Origin of the sequence: Sphingobacterium sp. HJSM2_6, from assembly GCF_049316305.1 — a bacterium.
Classification (GTDB): Bacteria; Bacteroidota; Bacteroidia; order Sphingobacteriales; family Sphingobacteriaceae; genus Sphingobacterium.
In genome coordinates this window covers 158,162-183,582 of sequence record NZ_JBMOXB010000007.1, presented here as the reverse complement: position 1 = coordinate 183,582, position 25,421 = coordinate 158,162, and the positions used below count along the sequence as shown (strand labels likewise).

General features: G+C 34.0%; 14 protein-coding genes. 5 read left to right on the top strand and 9 right to left on the bottom strand.

The annotated features are described in order from the left end of the window. Positions 1-3 precede the first annotated feature (3 nt). The 3 genes from ACFRAE_RS08470 to ACFRAE_RS08460 all read right to left on the bottom strand — a co-directional run bounded on the left by ACFRAE_RS08470 (position 4) and on the right by ACFRAE_RS08460 (position 5,409). The gene (locus tag ACFRAE_RS08470) at positions 4-1,761 is read right to left on the bottom strand and encodes a RagB/SusD family nutrient uptake outer membrane protein (RefSeq protein WP_422796709.1); all 1,758 of its coding nucleotides are present in this window, start codon (positions 1,759-1,761) and stop codon (positions 4-6) included. A 20-nt stretch (positions 1,762-1,781) separates the two neighbouring features. Continuing rightward, complete coding sequence (locus tag ACFRAE_RS08465; RefSeq protein ID WP_422796708.1) at positions 1,782-4,916, bottom strand: SusC/RagA family TonB-linked outer membrane protein; 3,135 nt, start codon at positions 4,914-4,916, stop codon at positions 1,782-1,784. Between the two features lie 265 nt (positions 4,917-5,181). Further along, positions 5,182-5,409 (bottom strand): hypothetical protein, encoded by a 228-nt coding sequence (locus ACFRAE_RS08460; RefSeq protein ID WP_422796707.1) that lies wholly within the window; start codon positions 5,407-5,409, stop codon positions 5,182-5,184. Between the two features lie 842 nt (positions 5,410-6,251). On the opposite strand from ACFRAE_RS08460, the gene ACFRAE_RS08455 reads away from it, so the two are divergent. Together ACFRAE_RS08455 and ACFRAE_RS08450 are read left to right on the top strand one after the other, a co-directional pair. After that, entirely contained in the window at positions 6,252-8,030 is a 1,779-nt protein-coding gene (locus tag ACFRAE_RS08455; RefSeq protein WP_422796706.1) for a hypothetical protein, read from the top strand. 897 nt (positions 8,031-8,927) lie between these two features. Next, positions 8,928-9,188 (top strand): hypothetical protein, encoded by a 261-nt coding sequence (locus ACFRAE_RS08450; RefSeq protein WP_422796705.1) that lies wholly within the window; start codon positions 8,928-8,930, stop codon positions 9,186-9,188. Positions 9,189-9,574: 386 nt separating this feature from the next. Here the strand turns inward: ACFRAE_RS08450 and ACFRAE_RS08445 are convergent, their stop codons facing one another. The 5 genes from ACFRAE_RS08445 to ACFRAE_RS08425 are packed head-to-tail and all read right to left on the bottom strand — an operon-like array spanning position 9,575 to position 18,952. Further along, positions 9,575-10,804 (bottom strand): hypothetical protein, encoded by a 1,230-nt coding sequence (locus ACFRAE_RS08445; protein WP_422796704.1) that lies wholly within the window; start codon positions 10,802-10,804, stop codon positions 9,575-9,577. Between the two features lies 1 nt (position 10,805). Continuing rightward, the gene (locus ACFRAE_RS08440) at positions 10,806-12,089 is read right to left on the bottom strand and encodes a hypothetical protein (protein ID WP_422796703.1); all 1,284 of its coding nucleotides are present in this window, start codon (positions 12,087-12,089) and stop codon (positions 10,806-10,808) included. Positions 12,090-12,121: 32 nt separating this feature from the next. After that, complete coding sequence (locus tag ACFRAE_RS08435; protein WP_422796702.1) at positions 12,122-14,020, bottom strand: sialate O-acetylesterase; 1,899 nt, start codon at positions 14,018-14,020, stop codon at positions 12,122-12,124. A 2-nt stretch (positions 14,021-14,022) separates the two neighbouring features. Then, positions 14,023-15,837, bottom strand: coding sequence for a RagB/SusD family nutrient uptake outer membrane protein (locus tag ACFRAE_RS08430; protein ID WP_422796701.1), 1,815 nt, complete (start codon positions 15,835-15,837; stop codon positions 14,023-14,025). A 7-nt stretch (positions 15,838-15,844) separates the two neighbouring features. Further along, a complete protein-coding gene (locus ACFRAE_RS08425) occupies positions 15,845-18,952 on the bottom strand; it encodes a SusC/RagA family TonB-linked outer membrane protein (RefSeq protein ID WP_422796700.1) in 3,108 nt (1,035 codons plus the stop codon). 768 nt (positions 18,953-19,720) lie between these two features. Here ACFRAE_RS08425 and ACFRAE_RS08420 point away from each other — a divergent pair. Continuing rightward, positions 19,721-21,562: an acyltransferase family protein gene (locus tag ACFRAE_RS08420; RefSeq protein WP_422796699.1), complete on the top strand. Its 1,842-nt coding sequence runs from the start codon at positions 19,721-19,723 to the stop codon at positions 21,560-21,562. A 37-nt stretch (positions 21,563-21,599) separates the two neighbouring features. On the opposite strand, the gene ACFRAE_RS08415 is transcribed toward ACFRAE_RS08420, so the two are convergent. Continuing rightward, positions 21,600-22,889 (bottom strand): sensor histidine kinase, encoded by a 1,290-nt coding sequence (locus tag ACFRAE_RS08415; protein ID WP_422796698.1) that lies wholly within the window; start codon positions 22,887-22,889, stop codon positions 21,600-21,602. 617 nt (positions 22,890-23,506) lie between these two features. Between ACFRAE_RS08415 and ACFRAE_RS08410 the strand changes: the two genes are divergently transcribed. Continuing rightward, positions 23,507-24,319: a hypothetical protein gene (locus ACFRAE_RS08410; protein WP_422796697.1), complete on the top strand. Its 813-nt coding sequence runs from the start codon at positions 23,507-23,509 to the stop codon at positions 24,317-24,319. A gap of 12 nt (positions 24,320-24,331) precedes the next feature. After that, positions 24,332-25,417 carry a ThiF family adenylyltransferase gene (locus tag ACFRAE_RS08405; RefSeq protein ID WP_422796696.1) on the top strand — a complete coding sequence of 362 codons (1,086 nt, stop codon included), beginning with the start codon at positions 24,332-24,334 and terminating at the stop codon, positions 25,415-25,417. Positions 25,418-25,421 lie beyond the last annotated feature (4 nt).

Below are 25,421 nucleotides of genomic sequence, written 5' to 3'. Positions count from 1 at the left end.
TTTCTACCAACCTGGATTTTGAACTAATCCATATCCTTTATTGACCTCTATAGGAGGTAAAGCACTTAAATACCACTTTGGAGACCAATTGCGTTGCCAAGCTCGTTCTGGGAGTTCAAATTTTTGATAGGTAAAACTCGCCCCATTTCTATTGATATTCATTCCATGCAGTTTTTTCTTGAAATTATCTTCCATTTTCCAACGAATAAGATCGAACCATCGAACTTCTTCAAACCCAAATTCGCAGGCCCTTTCATTCATGACTGCATCATGAAATTGTTGCTTCGTAAGGTTAGGTTTCAAATTTTGTAAACCTACTCGATTACGAACTAAATTGACACATCGATAGGCTTCAGCGGTAGGCCCATTATTAAATTGATTAATAGCCTCAGCATAGGTTAAATAGATTTCAGGAAGACGTAAATAAGGAAAATGAACTACAGATCCCATGGAGGTGGCAGAATTCCAATCTAATAAAAACTTACGCATATCATAACCTGTCCCAGCCATCATTTGCCCACTTGATTGGCGTTCTATCCCACCAATCCAAAGTTGTGCAGTACGACCTTGAAAAACATCGCCATTTGTTAGTATCGTTTCGTATAATCTTGGGTCTCTATTTACATATGGATTGTTTTCATCGTATCCTGAAGCCGGATCTGAAGTTGCTAATCCATTGGCCATTCCAAACATATCCAAATATTCCTGTGTTGGACAACCTATACCATGAATACGAGTTACCTGCATCGCAAAATAATCGTAATCACCTTCGTTACGGTGACGAACACGTGTAGATATTAAAACTTCTCCATTCCCCCTCAAGTAATATGCATTTTGAAAATCTTTACGAGGATTTCCTGTCTTCACTAGGTTATAGCCACTATTTGATTCTACCTTATTTATTAATTCTGCAGCAGCATCAGCAGCTTGCTTCCAAAGATCTTGGTTATATAAACCATGCCATGTCATCTTTTTTTCTGAAGCTTCACCCGATAAATATGGCGCATCGCTATTAAAAAGAGGACTCGCACCAAATAATAACATTCTAGCCTTTAATCCTAATGCAGCAGCTTGCGTAAAACGACCATCATCATTGTTGATATCGCTTAATACCCAAGGCAAATCAATGACAGCTTCATCAATTAATTTGATAATATTTTGCAAAGTTTCCATGCTTGTAAGTCGAGGAAAATCAAAGGTTTCATTCACGTCAATCGCATGATCAAGCCAGGGTAATCCACCAAAATGACGATACATATCTGAATAATGCATTGCAATGATCATTTTAGCTTCTGCTTTTAATCGTTTTTTAGTTACATCATTTACTTCTGGAACGCGATCGATGTTGTCTATGAAAATATAGGCCATCCGAATACCTTTCCAATTATCCTCATGCAAAAAACTATATTTAGTGCCGTTTGCTCTTTCTTCCGTCCCAGCGCTATATTGCCCAGAATAATATAGTCTGTTCACACCTCCGTCTAATCTAAAGGAATGAGTAATATCTGTAAGGCCATCTAAAATATCTGCATCCATCCCAATTCCTTTTGATGAACCATCATACAACAACCCGTACCGAAGTGTTGCATAGGCTCCTGTTAGAAATCGATTAGCATATTCTATATTTGAAAAAATTGTATCTTTCGTCACATCAACACTAGGTGGTTTTTCTAAAAATTCATTCCCTACTTTGAACTTTTCACAACTTGTTATGAACAACACGATCATTCCTAAAAAAACAATTAGACTATTATTTTTCATTGCATAAAAAATTTAACTCATTAAAAAGTTACGTTAACACCAAAATTGAAAATTCGCATCAGTGGATACTGCGCATTATCAGTCGGAACTGCTTCAGGATCAATTATTTTCAATTTATCAAAAGTCAATAGATTATACCCATTCGAGTAAATACGCAAACCAGACATTCCTAGATTTTTTAAGAATTGTGATTTTGTAGAATCGAAAGTATATCCTATTTCTACATTCTTTAATCTGATGTAGGAAGCATCTCTTAACCAATAATCACTATAGCGCATATTATTCTCTACTCCACGAAAGGTCATCCGAGGATAAGTCGCAGTAGATTGTGTTTCAGGGGTCCAGCGACCTTCAGCCATATAATCCATTAGTCCAAACCCTTGAACAGGTCCAAATGGTAATTGAAAGGATCCAGAAAATGCCCTAGATACATTTGTTGCTCCCGCCCACATGGTATGAATATCAAATCCTTTATAACTCAAATCTAATGTCATGCCCAATACATACTCGGGATAATCAGGATAACCTATGGCACGTTGGTCATCAACATTTATTTCACCATCCGCATTTAAATCTTTGAATCTTAAGTCACCTGGCTTTGCTGAATAGTTTGCATTGGGGAAAGAACTAAAATTAGCCATATCCGGCTCAGTCCAATAACCATCAAATACATAACCGAAAGGTTGATTTACACGATTACCTGTTCTTAAACGATATAGTTCATTTTGAGGTGCCTCATCCATAAATACGATCTTGTTCCGAGAAAATGACATATTTGGACTAATTTGGTAATTGAATGATCCAATATTATCTTTCCATTTTAACATCAACTCATAACCCCTATTCTCTACAATTCCAATATTAACAGCAGGTAAATTAATCGCGATTATTCCTGGAACATTTTCTCGAGTTGTTAAAATATTATCCCTATATTCTGAGAAATAATCAGCAGTAATACCTAATTTTCCATCTAACATATTTAGGTCAAGTCCAATATTAGTTTTCTTAGACTTCTCCCAGGTAACTAACTGATTTCCAACTCGACCCTCAGATGCTCCAATTTGATTTTGAGGAATATTTGTACCAAAATTATATCCACCAGAGTTTGCGGAATAACGATCTGGCAAATACAGAAATCTACTGCTTCCCATTCGATCATTTCCAACTACACCATGTGAGCCCCTAATTTTCAAATGCTCTATGAATGGTACATTTTCTTTCATAAATCGCTCCTCAGAAAGTACCCAACCTACCGATACAGCTGGAAATAAACCAAACCTTCTACCTTCAGCAAAGTTTTCTGAACCATTGTACCCTAAATTTAAATCCAACAGGTATTTAGAATCAAAATCATAGGTTAATCGTCCTACAAGACCTACATAGCCTCTAGGTATATCAACATTTGAGGATGGATAAAAACTTTTGCTTTGATTATAAAGTACTAATCCAGTTACGGTATGTTTATTAAAATTACGATTATAGTTAAAGGCACTTTCAAAATACCAATCCCTTGCTTTACCATATCCTTCCTCGTATCCCAATATACCGTCTTCACCAAGCTTACGGTAAACAATCGTTTTATCATCTGGAGTATTGGGATCTAAATCATGTAAATAACTAGCGTGATAAATAGCACGGCTAGATCTTCTAACTTTAGCATAAGTGTAACTTGAATTATACGCCCCTTTAACTTTAAACGAAAGTCCAGGAACCAAAGGGTCCAATTTCTGATTCAACATCAAATCTATGTTTAAAGGATTGGTCATATCGTTCCGAAAACCTCTTCCATAATATCCATTTAACGCATCACGTGTTTCACCCGAAATATATCGAGGATCACTTTGAATATGTTTTCCATCGACGATACCTACTCCGCGATAAGGCTGCGCAAAATAAATATTTCGCCAAATACTAAATTGGGGTTCAGAATGTAAAGGTTCATTTCGAAATTCACTACGTCCTCCAGAGGTTAAAGAAAGGGTTGTGGTATTGGTTACATCCACATCCAAATTGAGTCGATAGTTATACCTATTGTAGGAATAATTATTATTATCTGGTAAATCAAACACCTTAAATAATCCATCTTGTTTCAGATGGCCAAGAGAAACAAAATACTTAACTACGTTCGTACCACCTGAAATATTTACATTTTCTTGCATTTGAAATGAAGCAGGTTTTAAGATATAATCAACCCAATCTGTATTAGGATAAATAATAGGATCTGAATTAGTCCTAAATGCTTCAAAAGATTCTGGTGTAAACTTAAGGACTGCATTGATATCATCATTAAGCTGTGCCTCGGTATACATCAATGCATGTGTGTAACTGTCAACAAACTTTGGTAGTCGAAGAGGTTGCTGCATTCCTGAGGATGCGGAAACATTTATTTTTGCTTTCCCCAAAGCACCTCGCTTTGTCGTGACGATGATAACACCATTTGCTCCCCTTACCCCAAATACGGCTGTTGCAGAAGCATCTTTTAGCACCGATACTGATTCAATTTCATTTGGATCTAATTGAGTGAATGCTCGCTCCACTCCATCGACTAATGTGAGTGGTGCAGATGCTGCCGAAGTTAAAGAACCAATTCCTCTCAATAGAATTGTTGGATCATCACCACCTGGACGACCGGAATATTGAACAGTTGACAGTCCTGTTACTCGGCCAGCAAGTGTATTGGCTATACTTGCATTAGGAGACTTGACCAATTCCGCAGATCCTACTGAAGAGATAGCACCAGTAACTGTCAATTTTTTCTGAGTACCAAATCCCAATACAACTACTTCTTCCAATCCTGCGATATCTGCAGCCATCGTAACGTTAATTTCTAAAAGATTTTCGACAGGTATTGTCTGGGTTTGAAACCCAATACTCGAAAATTCTAAAACAATTGAAGTTACATTGGATGTATTAATTGAAAAATTTCCGTCCGTATTGGTCACTGCCAACAGCGTGGTGCCAACAACTTTTACAGTAATCCCTTCCAATGGTTTTCCTTCGCTATCGACCACTTTCCCCTTTATTGTCTTAAATACATGATTTCCGGATTTCTCAATATTTAATATTGAGAACGAAACAGGCGATATACTGGAGGAGTACCCATCTACATTTGCTATAAATGTGAATAGTAATAATGAAAATGTTTTAATTCTCATAGTTTATTGTGTAATCATTTTAATAAAAAAAATAATTTATAGGAATTTCAATATTTATGCTTTTAATTCTATCCATGGGGATAAAAGATCTATTAATTAAATTTAGAAACCATACCCAATCAATTATGCCTTAAATCCTTATTGAGTGAAGTCTAGTTATTCCATTATTTTTCCGTTACGATTTAATTCGGAGCCTCAAATATTTTCACCCAAATTACTCATCGCTAAATACTTATATGTTTATCTTCAAAAATGAATAGCAAAATTAGAAATGAGCCAATCTAGATTTTGTTATGGCATTGAAACATACCATCGTACCTCGATAATGATCATCTCCTTGAAAATAAAACTCATTAGACTTTGAAATAAATCCAATTTCGTTTAGGATATTAAATAGTTTTTGAAATGTTTTGCGTTTATAGCTGTGGGGATTTTTAGATTTATTAATCTTTGCAATTGGGTTGACATAACCTACAATTTTAGTAGACTTCATCTTTTTGCTTTTGACATTTAAAATGGCAAAAAAACTTAATATGACAACATATATTTTTTCCATTTTTTCAGGTAATGGTTGGTTTATTTAATTGGTTGCTGTTAGCTTACAACAAATATAAAAACAATTCTTGTATATACAAGATAAATATAAATAATTATACTTATCCCATACATTATTTAATATAAATTATTATAATTCAACATTATAAGTGTTAAATATATTACACAAAAAATAATAGATATGTATAGACAAGATTAATGATGATAATTATATAATCGGTAAATATTGTATATATTAGTATTAAATAATCTGCTAAAAAAAGAAATACAGAAATTTTCTAAAACGAAGATAGCACCGAATTAAAGAGTAGTCAAATGTGTAGTGCATCGCTATAATTATGAAATTTTGGGGATTAAATTAATCTATCCTATAAAAATATTAAACTTATCCATAAAGCATTGAAATATTAAGTTCCTATTTTACAGCATAAGCAGGATAGTATTTAATATTTAGTGTAAAAAAATATACGCTTGTATATACAAGTTTAGTTTTTTTATTATATTTGAATCATTAACCATAAACCTATAAATCACACACTTAACATTTTTATTTAAAAATATTAGGTCGCAATGAACAAACACTAACATGAATTCTCACGATTATTCTAAAAAATTAAGATTTCATTATTTCTATCAATGATATTTTTTGTCCTTCCATTGGAATGGTAATGGGCAAATTGGAATAATTTATTTAAAACCTTTATTGACCATTATTAAAATAAATAGAATCTGATCATATATAAGAAAAGTCCAGTTGTAAATTATTAAACCAAATATTAAATGAGAAATTTTATAATAGGAATATTCCTATGCCTTACCTTATTTGCTTGCAGCAAAAATGATGAAGTAGTGCAGAATCAATCTTCTTCTAGTGGAATCAAAAGTATTCGCGAGTTTAATGTATTGCCTAGCAATAATGCAGAAACCAATCGAATTAACCTGCAAAATGCCATAGATTGGGCATCCGTATATGGTGCTTCATTATATGTAGAACCTTCGGACGAACCCTACGCGATCAATGGAGGAATTATCTTAAAGAAAAATGTATCATTGATTGGCGCTAATGCTGCTACACCAAGAGGTACAAAAAACCCTATTAAAAATGCTCCTGTCGGTAGTGTTTTTAAAATTACTGATAAAGAAAATGCATTTATTACAGTAGAATCGGCAACGCAAATAAAAGGAATTCAGTTTTGGTATGCAGAGCAAGAGCTTATAGATCCAACAAAAATAATTGAATATCCTGCTACTATTCAAGTTAGTAAGACCTCACATACAGAAGGTGTGACATTGTCAAATTTGACATTCTATGGAGAGTATATATCCATGGATTTCGCCGCAAGTGCGCAATTTCCTTGCGAACTCCTAATTTTCGAACATTGTTACGGTTATCCATTAAGTGGACAATTTATTAAAATTGACTATTGCTATGATATTCCTAGAATACTACATTGCCATGTAAATCCAGCAATCAACAGAAGTTTTGGGCCGACTATATTAGCGCCAATTATTGATGCAGTAATAGAAAAAGAAACTTTTGCATATAATATCAACCATACAGATAATGCGCAATTAATAGATGTTTTTAGTTTCGGAACATTTGGAGGTGCACTTCTAGGTGAAGACAGTTATGGTCAACTTACCAACTTCAATTTTGATTGTGTTAAAGTTGGAATTCATAAAAAAGGTTCCAATTCGACTAATCGTAACTGGCAAGTGTCTCAAGGTTCCATTATCTCTAATGCGGGGACTGATGTAAGTCAATTGCATCCATTTATTATAGAGGGTAAAGGCCATATTGCAATTACAAATGTCGAAGCTTTCTCTGGAAACAATCCTGCCCTTACTAATACGGGTATATCCCAAGATTTTATGCTTGTGAGAGGTAATGATCTATTATCAATTTCCATATTCGGTTCAAGAATGCGCAACTATCAATCTGATAATCCTATCACTATCGAAAATACAGCTGCTACCATACAGGCTATTGCTTGTATAGATAAGGAAGAGTTAATGTTTAACCTCTCTATTCAAGGGGTGAAAGGCGAACCAAATACACCACCAAATTCATCTACTGTACAAGTGATGGATTTCTGTGAAGACATCACAGATTGGCATGGAAATGTAATCTCTTTAGATAATAGTGATTTTAAAGAGGGTAATGCTTCAATTGCATCTGAAGGAGGTAACATCGTGATTTTTCAAAAAAAATACAATACAACATTTGACACAAAAGTAACTAAACAAACAGGAATTATGTCCTTTTGGCTTTATGTTTCAGATGTAAGTAAATTTGTAGATTCACAAGGGAATGGATCTATTGAAATTACGAGTTCTGGTGGTGCAGATGTTAATGAATATGCATGGAATATCGATGGTCAGATGAATCTTCAAAATGGATGGAATAAAGTGGTTTTGAGGTTAAGCAATGCCTTAACCACGAATGGCGATGCAGATTTAACTGAATTAAATTTTATACGGGTTTTTAAACAATTAAGTGCTCCTATTGTTATGAAAATTGATCACATAAGATTTTCAGAAGACATTAATGCCCTGTAATTTTTTATTCCCAATTTTTTAATCTTTCGAATACAATTTTGACATGAATTAGTATTCGATCAAAAAAAGGATTAATAAAATTTTAAATGTAAACCGAAAAGCTCAATCTTTTGATTGAGCTTTTCGGTTTACATTTAAATTGAGTGCCATTTAAGATTATACAATATATTTTTAAATACTGTTGGATTAACAAAACTTGGATTTATTTACATTAGTTTTTCTCCATTTATTAGTGTGCTAGAAAATGCTCAGGGCCAAAAAACATCTGCTATATTATGATTTATTATAAAACATGATTGTCAATAGGTGTAGATATAATTCTTAAAAAACAATTCCTAATCAGACACGTCAATGAATTACCTAAAGATTGATTTTAACCAAGTTACTAAGACATTTAGAATTATTCCCCTCAGCAAGAGCTTTGAGATTTAATGAAGAAAAAACAAAGAAAATAGCCTCAAAATGATTCAATCTAGATGCCTAAAATCAAAATTCTCCCCCTTAAAATAGTATATAAACATTCCTAAAACACCAACAGCAAATTCCTTCCAGATAACTATTAATTTTAATTCAATAGCATACCCTTTGATAGCAAGCATTCACCTCTAGAAGAAAAGAAACATTCTTAATCATAGCAATAGGAAATACCGATAAATCATTTTTCACCGAGGAAAAATGATATAGAATAACTTCTAGATTTTAGTCCTATTCATTCTGATTTCCAACAAGTATAAATTTTCACGAAGGATAAAAATAGCCAAGCTAATAGCATTGATATTCAACAATATATTACATAAGCGGATATTGTAGTTAATTGCTTACATCATTATTACAATGAATTTATAATATTTGTATCTCAATAATTAATCTAAAAATAAAATGTATTTTAAATGTATTTTGGATCCTATCGGTGACAATGGAAGAAAAGTTTTACAATTTACTTTAGGTAATATCTATGAAGGTCTAAAAGATACGCTTGATGGGAGTTATATAATTAAAGATGACCATGGAAATTTTGAAAAATTCCAATTTCCATTTATTATGTTTAAAGTAAAACAAAATCCACACAAGGTAATTAGAAAACACAAAATTTTTGGAACAATCCCTAAATCTGAAGGAATTAAATCAAATCATTATTTTACGAAACAAGTATTTTAAAATAAGGAATATCTACAGCTATCTTTTATCCTTATTTTCATCGGTATACATAATAATAGCTTATTATAAAATATCCTTCTAATAAATACAAGTTTGCTTTATCATGGAAAATAGAATTAATTTTTGGACTTCTCTTATTTCATTGTTTAATCACAAAACCGACAACTATTGATTAGGTAAAAAAATGAATGTTTTATCAATCTTAATACTTAATGGTTCTTTGCAATGACTTATATCGCATTTGTGCTATTAGACCTTATCTACTGTTAAGCAACGAATCAAGATAATCAGTATACCTTACCTATTAAACTCAACTTAGGGAAGTATAAAAATCTTTCTATTTAAATAGCCGACAATACGCATTTATTTAAAACAAGGTTTTTAGCTTATTCAAATTTCCTAAGATCTCCTTTACCACCATATATCGTTTGTAAAGAAAAAGCCTTCATTTTAGGTGAAAATCCGATCTGACCCGATGGCTCTTTAAAATATCCAAAATGAATTTCCCCTTTTCCTCCCCACGCTAATGCGCCAGTACATTCAAAAAGTCTAAAAGCAGTAACATTTTTTACAAAAAACAAATCAGTTTTTATAAAATTAAATACATCCTTCATCAATTTAATTTGATGTATTTCCGATGGTTCATCCCCATAGTCAGTGAAACCAATCTCGGTAAAGAAAACAGGTTTATGCCCATCACCATATTTTTTAGCAACATCATAAATGGCTTTGTTAGCTTGCATCCAAGCCTGATCAACTTTCCCCAAAACGGCGTAAGGATGCCATGCTAAGATTTCAAAATAATCATCAGATTTATTTGACTTGATCGCTCCTAGTGGATAATTATTGGAATGAATACCTTCATAAAGTAACTCCATAAAATCAGCCAATTCATTTGATTCCAAACCTTTTCTTCCTGGACTTAAACCTGGCATTACTGTTACGGCTCTTGGATTTCCTTTTTTAATACCTTTAGAAGCATAAAACATATAATTCAGAATATGTGCTATTTTATCTTGCTTTGTAAATACTCCCCCATTTTCACTTCCAAAACCTCCAGAATATCCATTCGGATAAAAAAAGAAATCTTCATTCAATTCATTACCCATTTCCCAATAGGAAATTTCAGGGAATAAGGCACTGATTTTTTCCCAGGTATTACTAACTTGAATTAACCATCCTTGATAATTTGGATCCAATAGCTGGGGAACAGCGTAGATGCCCTTTGGACTAAATCCGCTATTCGTTGGGAAAATCATGCACATGCCTATAATGTGATTAACACCTGCCTGATTTAATTTTTTGATGGCACTTTTATGATATTGAATTAAATCAGCATCAAACTCAGAAGAATTATCAAACACTTCCTTAAACATCATTCGAAAACTTCGAACACCTAACAATTCCATAAGACCTACCGCCGTATCTAAATTGAACCCAGTCACTTGAAATTTGCTTTTTGTCCCATCCCTTTCCCATAATGGTTCAACTATACCATAGAGCATATCATTTGGTATAGAGGCTATATCCTTTGGAACTTGAAATGCTGTTTTCCTTTCTTGTGCTAAACTGACGTTAAATACAGCTAATAAAGCCATCAAAATGATTTTCCTCATGCTATAACCCCTTTTCTTTTATCAAAAACAATCGACCTTCTCCAGCAGTTAAATAGGTATTAAACGCATTCTTGTCATCAACCTTCATGCTAGTATAAACTAGTTTTTGATTTTTAATTTCTAATGCAGTAATGTTAGGAACTGCTTCAGATTGAATTTTGATTCTAAAATTCTTTGGAACCGTTAATGACTTATTAACTAACATAATGTATTGTTCTCCATTCGCACGCAGAAATTTTGAAACCAATAAATCATCCGTATGGCTTAGCGGCTGGAATATAAAATGAGCTGGCAGTTTTTGAATCGCAATTGCCGAATCAAGCCCTGAATGATAAACTTCGATAGCATTGGATTCGTATAGAATATTTCCAATTTGTTTCACTTCTTCATTCAGATTTTTAAAAGGTTCATAGAGGTCTGTTTTTCTTCCAAATGGATCAATAATAGCATCTGTAAAAATTTCTTTTCCTGCATTTGTAGGTGTCCAGTAAGTAAACCATACAGGTCTTTTAATACCATAAGCCAACGCTGAATACATATTAAATCGAAGTTCACTTTCACTTGGTCGTTTATAAGCATCGATGATGCCTACCGATTGAAGATAAGCCGAAGTTTTTACTTGATACTTCAATCCAACTCTTCGTATTATTTCTAAGTTCTCATAATAGGTAGGTCGAATTCTTCCGTTCACCATAAATGGGTATTGATCAAACGTCAAATATTTCAATCTCTCAGCCCCCACAAGATTAACCCACCTTTCGACATGATTCTTTTCATAATTGGGAATTACAAAATTTGGAAATAAATTAACATGAGGAATGTGTACAGAATCCAATGCAATCAATTTCTTATATATTTTTGAGGCCCAATCAAATTCTGTCGAGTCAGGTTCATCTTTGATGTAATACCCTGCTAATGATTTATGGTTTTTATAGGCGTTCACCGCATCCTCGATTTCTTCATCCGTTCCAAAAATTCTAGGGTCTGCTACAGTAACTCGAAAACCATATTTTTCAGCTAATTCCAAAAGCTTAAGATTATGCATTTCACTGAACATACGGGCATTTTTAACATTTTCCACAAAGTCTACATTCGCTTCACCTATCCATTGATATTGTTCTTCATTCGTAAACTCCCATACAGGAGGCCAAAATATGCCAATAGAAAATTGATCAATAGCATTATTTACTTGTTTTACTGCTATATTGTTTGAATGCATTCGACAAGAGGAAATAAGGAGTACAGGCATACAAAAAGCTAAAATTATGATAGAATGTATTTTCATCGTTTTTAGTGTTTTAAAATGGATTTCAATGTTCACATAGCAGTTCTAAACGGAGAGGCTGGTAAATCACTTTCATTATATAAATTACAATTGGGATTTGCAGACCAGCCATAACGCACATATTTTGGATTTGCAACTTCCGCGGAGTATACCCTTACTTGATGCCCTACAATTTCTGCCTTCGCAGGCTTGAAGTTTCCATCTTCTCCTGCAATGGTAAAGCCATTTAATTCATTTCCTAGAACCTTTAACCCTTTTTCAGCATAATAAAAGGACAATAAAATAGCATCCCCTTTTATTTGCATGGATTTATAGATTGGACCAGAGAATGAAGAGCTTGAATCTTGGTATGCTACAAATTGAGCACTTTTGTACAATCGTTCCCCGACTGTTTTTTTATTTTTAGGATGAATATCCAAGGCATCCCCTACATCTATAGCCACTGCCATACCTGTATTTGGTTGAGCGAGTGTATTTCTTTGAGCCTCCCGTAATATGGCCCAACTTTCATCAGCCTTAGCCAATTCGTTTCCTTCAAAGTTTGCAAGCTGGACATATAAAAACGGAAAATAACCTTGTTTCCACCTCACTCTCCAATCGTTTATTAGCATAGGAAATAAAAAATTATAATCTTGAGGTTTCCAAGTATTTGCTTCCCCTTGATACCAAATTACTCCCTTCATGGAATAGGGGATTAATGGAGCTATCATCGCATTAAATAAAACGGAGGGATTATTTCTTTCGATGGGTAAGTTAGGATACTTCGGTTCTATGTCAGGATTACACAGCCATTTTTCCTTAAATTCATACCTTTTTTTTCCTGAATTTAAATAAATACTATTTGCTTCAAGTCCTAATACTCCATTGGCCCAAATACTTCGTATTCGGATTGCTATACTATTTCTTCCAGATTTTATAATCTCCTTAGGAAGGACCACGAATTTATTGGTATGAACATCTGGGTATTCCACCTTTTCCCCATTAAGATACAATTCAAATTCCCCCGTCAGTTGCGTAAGGTAAAGCTTTACTGGACTATTTTTTTCTTGTATATCTATATAATTTCTGAACCATAAATAACAACCTGGTATATAAACTTCAGTTTGATTTCCAAACATGGAAGTAGCTGTCAATGGAAAATCAACCTGACTCCATTCCTTATCGTCGTAATTAGATTTTTGCACGCCTAATTCCTGTCCCTTCCTAGATTTTTCAAAATCATCCACCTTACTTAGATAGGATTCATACAAAGTGCTAACATTTATATTAGTCGCTTTTGCCATGACTTCAGGTAGATTTTCTCGTGAATGCATTGCCTCAAATCCAGTCCAGGTCTCAATCGAAGTACCTCCCCAAGCAGCCTGTATTATACCTACTGCCACACCTTGATGTTTATTCAAGTCCTTGGCAAAATAATAAGCAACAGCAGAGAATCCAGGCGAATTCTCCGTATTACTCAAAACCCATTTACCCTTTACCTCCTTAGCTTCTTCACTTGACATTCCATGCTGTACTTGAAAAAATCGAATGTTGGAATTTTCAGATTGAGAAATTTCAGTTTCTGCATGGGTTGAACTGGCCAAATCAAACTCCATATTCGATTGTCCAGAAGCGATCCAAACTTCCCCAACCATCACATCACTTAATCGTATCGAAGTATCATTATCTTTTATTTCCATCTCATAAGGACCACCTGCAGGCAATGCAGGAAGGTAAGTAAACCACCTTCCTGTTGAATCTACATGAATTTGTTGTTGATGACCTGCAAAATTGATTATTACTGTATTATTTACAGTTGTTGTACCCCAAATTGCAATAGGTTTCGTTTGTTGAAAAACCATACTATTCGAAAAAATATCAGGCAATTTTAACTGAGCCCATGCAATTGTAGGTACCATAAACGCAAACCATACGAACAATATTTTATGCATTATTAGTTGTAATTAGGGTTTTCTTCCAAATTGGTATTTTGTTGAGTTCTAGCTTTTGTAATGGGTAAATAATAATGATGAGGCTCAAAAATAGCCGAAACGTTTGGACCTCCATCCGCATTCTCCAACACTTGTAACTCCAGTTTTTTAGTTGCAAAATCCAAGGTATATCGTAAACCAGTTTCACGTTTCGTCAACACATCGGTTGCCGAGCGCCATCTTCTTAAATCCCAATAACGGGAACCCTCAAAAGCTAACTCTACCTTACGTTCTTTTTGAATCAGGTCAAAAGTAATATTTGTCCGAGCTTTTACACCAGCGCGATCACGAAGTTGATTGATAACAGTCAAAGCCTCCCCTGACTTACCTAGTTTAAATGCACTTTCTGCATGATTTAATAAGACCTCCGCAAAACGAAAAACAATCCAATCTTGACTAGAAGCAAAGTCGGCAGACATGTTATTTTTACTTTCATCCAAGTATTTCAATACCCCAAAACTGGTATATGGACCTAGCTTTTGACCTTGTAGGCCAATATGGGGTGTACCTTGATAAGCCCCATTCTGATCTGCCAGATATTGCCCATTTACTTTTAATGATTTATGCCAATCAATCGTCGAGCCTTGCCAAGGGGTACCATAGGTATAGACAGAAGCAAAGAACCTTGGCTCCATTTTCCCCCATAGCTCATCCAATGTCCAGAGTTTACTAGTTAATGTCGGAGTTGTTAAATCAGGAATAGAACCATCGGCATGCTCAAAAGTTGAAGCTATAAAGGATAGATAAACCATATTCTGATTACCATTGTACCAAGCATTAGGCAATGGTCCCTGGATAAAGTCATACCGCCAACCATTTCCTCCTGAGCCAATCATATCTTTATCATTATGTTGCACCACAAAAATGGCTTCCTGATTTCCTTTTACCAAAAATATATCGCGAAAGTTTTTCGTTTTATCCGGATTCGCATTGTATAACTTATGAACACCATCTTGAATAATTTGAGCAGAAGCTTCATAACTTTTCGTATAATAATTTGTAGCCTCATTAGCTGGAATTCCTAATAAGCCACCCAATTGAATACTTCCATGTTCTGCAATACTTGCAGCATAAAGTGCTGCCCTACTCAGTAAGGTTAATGCAGCATATTTTGATGCTCTACCCTGCTGATTAGTGGGGGGCAAATCTTCTGAAGCCTCCTCCATCTCTTGGATAACAAAATCATACAACTCCTTTTCACTATTTCTTTTCGGATAAAGCTCTTCTTGCGGATCAGAAATTAATTGAACTTTTGTAATCAATGGCACACCACCATACCTTCGGACCATTGAAAAGTAATTGTATGCTCTCAAAAAACGGGCTTCAGCAACCAAAGTTGTTTTTAAATCGTCTGCGATTGAAGATTTTGGAACTTGCGCAATAAACTCATTTAATTGACGAATGATCACATAAGAATTCTCCCACCATTCCAACAAACCTCCATTTATTGTAATTCCACTATTCCGGTATACCGCCCAGTTTGGATACATTCCCCAAGTAGCTTCGTCCGTCAAATTCGTAATTAATGTCGCACCTACTTGACCTTCTATGGTCCATCCTACACCAGGACGAATACCAACATATTTTTCTGGAGTTTCATTTTCCAGCACACTCATCATACTGTAACTTCCTGCCAAATGGGCTAATACCGCATTTTTATCATTCCATACGATTGTTTCTGAAATTCGATCCAAAGGTTGACGATCCAAAACATCTTTACTACATCCTGTCAGGAATAATAAACCAATCAAATGGTATATATATAACTTTTTCATCATATTCAAATTAAAAGGAAACATTAAAACCAAGCATAATTGTTTTTTGCTGTGGATAATAAGAATTAGTCGGTTGACCATCTTGTATAGCATATGGTGATTCTGGGTCCAACATAAACTTGCCTAACTTACTGATCGTAAACAAATTGGTTCCACCAACAAATACTCTAGCTTGTTGCATATTTATCGAACTCAATAAGGTCTTAGGCAAATTGTAACCCAAAGTGAAAGATCGAAGCCTGAAATAATCTGATTTAATAAAATTTCGATCTGACAAGAATCCATTCGTTCCTGCCCCACCTAGACGAGGTATTAAAGCGTCCGAATTGTTTCCTGCTTCGGTCCATCTGTTATCAAAAAATGTTTGCGTATAAGATGTCAAAGAAACTCTTTTATAAAACCCGAATGCCCCTTGAAATGACGCTGTTAAATCAAAATCTTTATAATTTAAACCAATGTTAAGCCCAGTAATAAAATTTGGTATTTGTCCACGTCCTATTTCCAGCATATCTTTCCAATCCAATTCTCCATCGTTATTCGTATCCACATACCTGACATCCCCCAGTTTGAGCGTTGGATTACCCGGGTATTTGAAAGTTAGATTGTCAATTTGGTCTTGACTGGTAAATAAGCCGTCGGAAATGTAGCCTACTGTTCTATCCACCCAATTTCCAGATAGTTTATAAATCCTTTTGGAATCTTCATCAGTGTATTCAATCTCTTCTACATCATCCCATTTCGCACGTTGATAGGAAATATTAGCACTTATATCCCATCTAAAATCATCCCGGTTACCCATGGTCCCCAATTTAAACTCCATTCCTCTATTGGTTTGGCTATTTAAATTCTCCAATGGTAATTCAGCCCCAAAACTGGATGGAAGACTCACCGTTTTCTTTGCTGGAATCCCGGCTCTATTCCGATAAAAGACATCAAACTCTCCATAAATTGCCTTATTTAAAAATGCAAAATCCAATCCCAAATTATAGTTTGTTATTCTTTCCCATGATAATTCTGGATTAGCCATGCCTAATGAAGTAATTCCCAATATAGGCGTTCCATCAAATAATACGGGCATTAAAGTAGGACCATAACCCGCCAAATATTGAAAATCACCTATGCCATCATAGCCTGATGAACCATAACTTGCTCTCAATTTCAGATCACTTAGCCATGTCCATGGTTTCAAAAATTCTTCCTCAATAAGTCGCCAACCTAAGGATAAACTAGGAAAGTATCCCCATCTCGATGCAGGTGGAAATTTCGCAGATGCATCTGCTCGAAAAATGAGCTCTGCTAAATACTTCTCGCTATAATTATAATTGACCCTACCCACGTAACTTTTCCTTCCCATCTGGCTTGCAGAACCATTATTACTTACCGTATTACTACTCCCTGCAAACATTTGATCCAACGTTGGGAAAGTGAAATCTGTCCTACCTGCATTGATAAAATCATAATCTGTACTTATGATCTCATGCAATAGTAAAGCGCTTAAATCATGTTTATCATTAAAATTTCGTTTATAATTTAAGGAGAATTGACCTGTTAATGTTCTGAAAACTGACTTTTGTTGAAACAATGGTGAATTGGAATTGAATTGGGACACTAATTCATAGGTTTCCGTATCTACATTATAATTGTACATATCTACAGGTCTACCATAAGATTTCAAGTTATCATTCACTTGTATATAGTTTCCAAATGCTTTAGCAGATAAACCTTCAATACCTTTAAAGCCATATTCAATGTAAGCCGTATTGCTTAAGTTTTGAGTATTATTATTGTTGTAGCCCCCTAATTCCATATCGGATTGCACTAATGCACCTCCTGTAGGAGAGCCCGAAAAAGGAACTTTAGAAGGGTCAGGGAAACTGGCTGGATACATAGGCTTATTATTATATAAGTCAGCAAATAAATAACCTCCCCCATTTTGTGGTCTATGAGTCGACTTAATAACATCGACGATATTCGAAATGGTAATACCAAAGCTCAAATTGTCTAAAATTTGTGCGTCTACATTCACTTGTAAATTGTACCGATTATAATTGCCCCCATTTTTTTTCCATAAGGATCCTTGATTTTGCGTACCTAAAAAGCCATAGTATTTAATTTTTTCAGAACCGCCTCGAACGGAAAGATTATAATTATGCATTTCCGCCCATTCTTTCATAATTATATCTTGCCAGTTGGTATTATAAAACCCTGGTTCTGAAGCAGCATAGTATTTTGCTATTTGGTCCTTCGTATAAGGTACAGCATTTTCAGGCTGACCCGACTGAAGATAAGACTCGGAAACCAAGGTTGTATAATCTCCTGAGGATAGCATTTCTTGAAAATAAGTTGGCTTTTGCAAGGTCGAATTTCCGTTTACCTGAATTACTGGTTTTCCAACATTTCCACGTTTGGTAGTAACTAAAATAACCCCATTTCCTGCTCGAGAACCGTAAATTGAAGCAGCACCATCTTTTAAAATCGATATACTTTCAATTTGACTTGCATCAATGTTATTAAATGATGATTCAACCCCATCCACGATAACTAATGCTCCACCAAAACCCCGAATACTTAATCCTGCAGCATCGCGACCAGGTTGCCCTGATGACTGCATCGCAATTAATCCAGGTAGTTTACCTACTAATGCATTCGAAACTGAGGAAACTGGAACTTTAGATAATTGCTCCGAATTAAGGGTAGCAATAGAACCTGTAACTTTGTTTTTATTTTGAACCCCATAACCGACTACTACAATTTCTTCCAAATCATCAGTAGATTCAGCTAGAATAATATTTTTAAAATTTTCATCTTTAGAAATACTGACTTCCAAACTTGTATAGCCTACCGAAGAAATTAACAGCTGAACTGTTGCTGAAGGAAGTGTCAAACTGAATTGTCCAACTTGATTCGATTGCGTACTAAGCTCACTATCTTTTAATTGAACCGTAGCATTTGCGATTGGGATTCCCGAACTACTTTCAATTTTCCCATTGAATATTCTTTGAGCATGTGCTTTTTGAAAAATAAGCAGAAGACAAATGAAAATCAACAAATACCGGCCAAGCCAAGCCTTTCTGTTCTCTTGCGATTCCCAAATGCGAAGCATTTTTAATTTAATCATATCCTATAAGTTTTGGTTAAATAACTAGTATAATATTATGTTTATGTCCTTACGAAATCCTAGAGAATTCAATGAATACAAAAGGCCAGTCTTACTTTGAAATCATCCAATCTTGCTATTGTATTCTCAAACAATCAATTACGAATATGCCACTATTTGTCAACCCAAAAACAGTAAAAATCCCATTGCATATCCAACCTTTCAAACTCATTCTAAAAAAATCTACCATGATCTAACTCCAAGCAAATTTTTTAATTTTAAAGAGTAAAACTATGATTCCATCACCTCTTGTAGATTTTTGGAAATCCATGGTTTGTGCTTCAGGAAAAAATTACGAGCATTGCATTCAAATTGAATAGCATCGATTGCTGGCAAATGCTCGAAAGTATTTAATTATTGATTAATCAAGTATAATCTAATTTTATGTTTTAGAATAGTACACAGTTTACCATAACCTGTACTATATTAACATAAACAGCAGAACTACGTAAAAACTTCAATAATAGATTTTTTTAAAAAAATAAATTGGAAAGCTGTAATTCCAATACAACAATTAAAACAAGCATCAATTATTTAAAAACAGCATTTATTAAAGTCCTATTTCAAAAATTTAAAACCTCCAAATAGCATGAAATTCTTTCAATTACTGCTTAACTATTAACATCTTAGATAAATCACTACAATTAATAATTAATAGCAGCAATCCGCTATTCAATTCATAAATCACACCATTTCTTTTCTAGCTTTGACACCATTATTCAATAAGTTATGGAGTTCAGAAATGATATTCAAGGATTAAGAGCTTTAGCTTTTATCAGTGTTTTTATCTTCCATTTAAATCCAAATTGGTTGCCCGGTGGTTTTATCGGGGTGGATTTGTTTTTTGTTATCAGTGGTTATTTAATCACCGCAATTATTCTAACAAAAATTGATAAAAATAAATTTAATTCCATCGATTTTTACCTCGGCAGAATCAAAAGAATTGGTCCTGCCTATTACATGTTACTTTTGGCTGTTTTAATCGCTGGATATATCCTATTTTTACCTGTTGACCTACTCACGTTAAGAAAATCAGTTGTTTCAGCTATGCTATTTTGTTCCAATTTTTATCTAGGAAATAGTGATTCCTATTTCGGCGCAAAATTAGCAGAAAATCCATTGCTTCATACCTGGTCTTTAGCAGTTGAAATGCAGTTTTACTTTCTTCTTCCCATTGTTTTAATCTTTATAAAAAGAAAATATCTCGCTTTCATTATGGCCAGTATTATTCTTGTAATTACAGGGTATTATCAATATCAAATATCACAACATACGATATCCACGGCCACCTATTTCTCGGTATGGGCAAGAGTTCCTGAATTTTTAATCGGATCGCTTTTCACCCTTGTCTTACCGAAGGGGATTAAAAACAACAAAGTACATCTCCCCATTGCTATTCTAGGGTTATTTATTTTATTAGTCAGCTTAGCTATTATTCACGAAAACACCTTTTCGCCAGGTGTTATTGCTTTGTTTCCTTGTGTAGGTATCGCTTTCATATTAATTTCAAATGAAAATCTGATCACCAAATTCCTTGCTACAAAACCGATGACATTCATAGGTACCCTATCCTATTCATTGTACTTATGGCATTGGCCAGTTATGGCCTTGATTAGGTATAAAAACGGAACTTACGAGGGTTATGTTTTTAATAATAAAGACATGATTCTAATCACCGTGCTGACATTTGTGTTAGGATGGTTATCATATACCTTTATTGAAAAAACATTCAGGCAATGGTCCAATAAAAAGGTGATCAGTATATTAAGTGTACTCGTTATTCCTATGGCCATAATTAGTTATTTCTTCTTAACGCCCAAATACAAAAAAGGAATTCCAGACGAATACAGTCGCGCCACATTTTCTATAGGGTCACACAACAACCTTCAAGTCGACACCTTAGGTTCAAAATCCGATAGACATCCAAAAATTCTTCTCATTGGAGATAGTCACGCCAATGTTATCAAACCAACTTTAGATTATGTAGGTAGGAATAATGAATTTTCATTCAAAACAATGACCGATGATAGCTTTCCAGCTATTAACGGAATTGATACGAAAGAAATTAAAAACGTAGATATGATTTATTACGATAATTCAAGGAAACAAGTTGATAAAACCTATGAACTAATTAATGAATCGAATGTAATTATCATCGCTACTAACGGCTTGGATGAATACCCAAGTTTCTCAAATGCTATCTCCAAATTAGCTCAGGAATTAAAGCCTAATCAACGAATTATTCTAGTTAACACATTTCCTATTATTAATCGAAATCCCGTCCGCGTAACCCAATCCATTCTTAAAAAAGGAAATCCTAAATTTCAAGTCGTAGATAGAACGCTTTATAAAAGCCGACTAAATGCCTTGCTTTCTCAACATGCAAACATTTCAGTTTTAGATCTTTCCCAAAGTAAAATATTCAAGGACATTCCCTATTTAAAAGACACATTAATTTATTACGATGATAAACATATAAATGTCAAAGGTTCTGTAGAACTAGGCAGAGATTTAGAAAAGCAAATTAATAGCTGTATCCAAAATGCATTAGAAAAAGTAAATAATCCGTAAAAAAACAAGTAATTGAACGAAGCAGGAAGTTAAAATTCTAAATTAAATATTCAGTCGTTTGTTCGGCAGGCAGGGAAATGGAAAATATGGATCCTTCATTTAATTTACTTTGAATACTGATGCTGCCATTATTCCTTTCGATCAAATCTTTACAAAGTAATAATCCAAAGCCTGTTCCAGGTTCATTATTTGTCCCTACAGAATTACCTGTACGAACCTTAAATAAATGCAATTGATCATTGTCTTTTATACCAATCCCATAATCTTTAATATGAACAGTTAAATTGGCGTTCAAAAAGGTTAAATATATATCAATTTGACTTGAAGAATAGCTGAATTTTATAGCATTTGTAATTACATTTCGAAACACGATTAATAACTGTTCTCTATTTCCAAGCACTAAATATTCTTTTGAAATATTTAAATTCAAGTTTATTTCTTTTTTTGAGATTTGATTCTGTAATTGATTGATAACATCTTCCAGCAAGTAAAATATATTGATGTTCGACGTTTTATTTGAAATGCCCTGCATACTGCTCCCTCCCCATTGCAAAACATCATCTAAGACCTGATTTTGGTTTTGTATATCTTGATAGATTTCATTAATGAATTGAATGGAATCCTGATTATTTAATACACGTTCTCGCAAACCATATACGAGGCTCTCCATATTCGCAAAAGGAGCTTTAACATCATGTGCAATAATTGAAAAAACCTTTTCTTTATCGGCATTGATTACTTTCAATTCCTCGTTTTGTTTTTCGATTTCTTTAGAGTTTCGATAGATAATTAGCAAAAAATAATTTACTGCAAATACGATAAAACCGAGTGCCGTCATCATATTGTAAACGGTTCTAATTTTAGGAACATTAGCGCCTAGGGAAAATTCATCCCGTAATAAAATAGTAGCTCCAATCGAAATCGCTACTAAAATTCCAAAAATTAGATGAATGATTTTTTGATCATACAATAACATTGAACAAATCAAAATGCTTAGCAGGAAATATTCTCCTCCATTTTTGTATAAAATTGCCCCCGCTAAATAAAAAATAAAATTACTAATCAGAAGAACGGCTTTTCCTGAATGAAATTTCCGTTGATATTGAAGTATCAATACAGCTACCCCACACATGGTATTACATACATTAATAAATGCCAACAAAAATCTTCCCTCATTAATATTAAAAAAAGCAAAAACTATAGTCGGTATGATACACATGATCGCTATGAAATTTACCATTTCCATTCTTTTCAATTCCAGGTATGGCATATCCGATTTCGTTTTGGAATCAAACGTTAAATTCCAAAAATTTTGAAAATAGTTCATAGTTTAGATTTCAGAGCGCAAAAATAAGAATTACTTCAATCTACTAAGTAATTATTATGTAAACATCATTTTAAAATACAAAATAAGCTTGATATCCAATTTTTAATTCATGAATAGATGTAATTACATCTATTTTTTTTCACGTATCTGCTAAATTCAGTCAATTAATTATTCAAAATTTCTAAACAAATGTTATACTTTTCACACATCTTTATCAAAATTCAAAAAATCTTTATAATTACTTAAAATCAATACTGAATTATGGGATTTTTTATCCTTTCTTATTTGGATTAATGAATTTCCTGTATTATTATTGTATTCATAAAATTTCGCTTAATAAATAAGTTTTGTGTTTAAATCATTGTAAGCCCAACAATAAACTAACTGATATACCTATTATTTTAACTTGATTTTTAGACTACTGATATCCAATTTCTAAGTACATATTGGAAAAAGAATGGAGCAGGAGTTTAATAAAGTAAAATTAAAATTCATGGATGGCTTAAAATAGATTTTATCATACCAATAGTTAATTTTATATTTGAAAGCATGTCTGAACATCTATTCATTTTTTTGGATAGTATAGATGTATTTCTACCAGAAACAAATACGAAAGAGTGTCATTAATTTTAAATAACAACAGACCAACTGTACGACTAAGGGCTTTTCGAGCTATTGACGATCCAGATACGTGCAAAAGGTTTATTAAAGGACATGAACATGTTCTCACTTCCATAGGTGTCAAAAAAGTAACTTCCTCAAAAGATGACTGGATGTACAATCCAGCGGCCTTTGTTCTAATTGTTGAATCATTGGATGGTTCTTCTGTTTATGGAGGAGCACGCATCCATGTGGCAGGAGGAACACAACCATTACCTATTGAAGAGGCAACAGGATTGATGGATCCAAAAATATTAGATTTAGTTTGGTCATTTGCGCAAGATGGTACCGGTGAAGGCTGTGGACTATGGAATTCTCGAGAAATTGCTGGATATGGAATTGGAAGTATTTTCCTAACCCGTGCAGCTATTGCAATTGCCCCTAAAATAGGCCTAAATTCCCTTTTTGCACTCTGTGCACCTTACACTATCAACCTGACTAAAGCAGTAGGATACAGACAAGAAACGGGAGTTGGAAACAATGGAACATTTTATTATCCAAAATTAGATCTATTAGCAACTACCATGATTTTAGATGATGTCATTAACCTACCCTTGGCATCCGAAGAAGATAGACAAGCTATTCTAGATTTAAGAGCTATGAGCGTGGGTGCTAGGATTGAAACACTACGAAATAAAGAAATTGAAATTCATTATGATTTAGGACTTAATAATCTAAACAATTGGAATCTTCAAGAGATCGTTAAGATGGCCAACGGTCCAAGAAATATCACTATTGAAAATAACCCGGAGAATATTATGATTTTATAAGAAAAACGCCCCATGTCTTCTACAATTACAAGCTTTTATCGTACGATTATTTATCAAATGAATAATCCAATACATGTGTTAGAATTGGATAAATTCAAAATTGATAATCCTAACTTGCTCATCATAGATTACTTGGAGAGGCAGGTTATCGATTTATATAAATGCCGATTTCCTCAAGACATTTCCTTACAAAATTACCCGATTTTCTATCAGGAATATGTACAAGATCAACCATTAGAAAAACTGGGGTCTTGGGTTTACTACCCTTGGAAAAACGCCTTAATACATTTGCTTCCTGAAACAGATTTTATTGAAGTTCGAACAAATCGTAATCAACTTAAATTAGAACCGGAAGAACAAGCCCTATTGTCCACTAAAACAATTGGTATCATTGGACTATCCATTGGACAATCAATTGCAGTGACTATCGCGATGGAAAGAATTGGTGGTACTTTAAAATTGGCGGATTTTGACAGCTTGGATTTAAGTAATCTCAATCGTCTACGGTCCTCAGTATTCAATCTGGGAGAAAACAAAGCTATTTTAGCTGCAAGAGAAATAGCTGAAATAGACCCTTATATCAACGTAGAAGTTTACGATAAAGGCCTCACATCGGAAACTATAGCTCAGTTTTTTAATGGAAATCAACCCTTAGATTTACTCATTGAAGTATGTGATGGCTTCGAAATGAAAGTGCAAAGTAGATTACATGCTCGCCAATATGGTATTCCCGTGATTATGGAAACAAATGATCGGTGCATGTTGGACATTGAAAGATTCGACTTAGAACCTGAACGCCCCCTTTTCCATGGATTAATTGACGATACTCAACTTGATACGATGGATTCTTGGTCTCCACAACAAAAAATGGAAGTCCTATTTAAAATAGTAAACTTCCAAGAACTGTCATTAGGCATGAAAAAATCATTGCCTGAAATTGGAAAAACACTAAAATCTTGGCCTCAATTAGCATCTGAAGTCATGTTAGGAGCTGGAGTAACTTCATGGGCAGCTCGAAAATTATTATTAAATCAACCCATTATTTCTGGCAGGCATTATATTGATCTAGAAAATCAAATTATTAAATCCAATAGTTAAAAGC

Coding starts and splice junctions, on each gene's coding strand:
- ACFRAE_RS08470 (WP_422796709.1), bottom strand. CDS start 1,761: ATGAAAAATAATAGTCTAATTGTTTTTTTAGGAATGATCGTGTTGTTC.
- ACFRAE_RS08465 (WP_422796708.1), bottom strand. CDS start 4,916: ATGAGAATTAAAACATTTTCATTATTACTATTCACATTTATAGCAAAT.
- ACFRAE_RS08460 (WP_422796707.1), bottom strand. CDS start 5,409: ATGAAGTCTACTAAAATTGTAGGTTATGTCAACCCAATTGCAAAGATT.
- ACFRAE_RS08455 (WP_422796706.1), top strand. CDS start 6,252: ATGAGAAATTTTATAATAGGAATATTCCTATGCCTTACCTTATTTGCT.
- ACFRAE_RS08445 (WP_422796704.1), bottom strand. CDS start 10,804: ATGAGGAAAATCATTTTGATGGCTTTATTAGCTGTATTTAACGTCAGT.
- ACFRAE_RS08440 (WP_422796703.1), bottom strand. CDS start 12,089: ATGAAAATACATTCTATCATAATTTTAGCTTTTTGTATGCCTGTACTC.
- ACFRAE_RS08435 (WP_422796702.1), bottom strand. CDS start 14,020: ATGCATAAAATATTGTTCGTATGGTTTGCGTTTATGGTACCTACAATT.
- ACFRAE_RS08430 (WP_422796701.1), bottom strand. CDS start 15,837: ATGATGAAAAAGTTATATATATACCATTTGATTGGTTTATTATTCCTG.
- ACFRAE_RS08425 (WP_422796700.1), bottom strand. CDS start 18,952: ATGATTAAATTAAAAATGCTTCGCATTTGGGAATCGCAAGAGAACAGA.
- ACFRAE_RS08420 (WP_422796699.1), top strand. CDS start 19,721: ATGGAGTTCAGAAATGATATTCAAGGATTAAGAGCTTTAGCTTTTATC.
- ACFRAE_RS08415 (WP_422796698.1), bottom strand. CDS start 22,889: ATGAACTATTTTCAAAATTTTTGGAATTTAACGTTTGATTCCAAAACG.
- ACFRAE_RS08405 (WP_422796696.1), top strand. CDS start 24,332: ATGTCTTCTACAATTACAAGCTTTTATCGTACGATTATTTATCAAATG.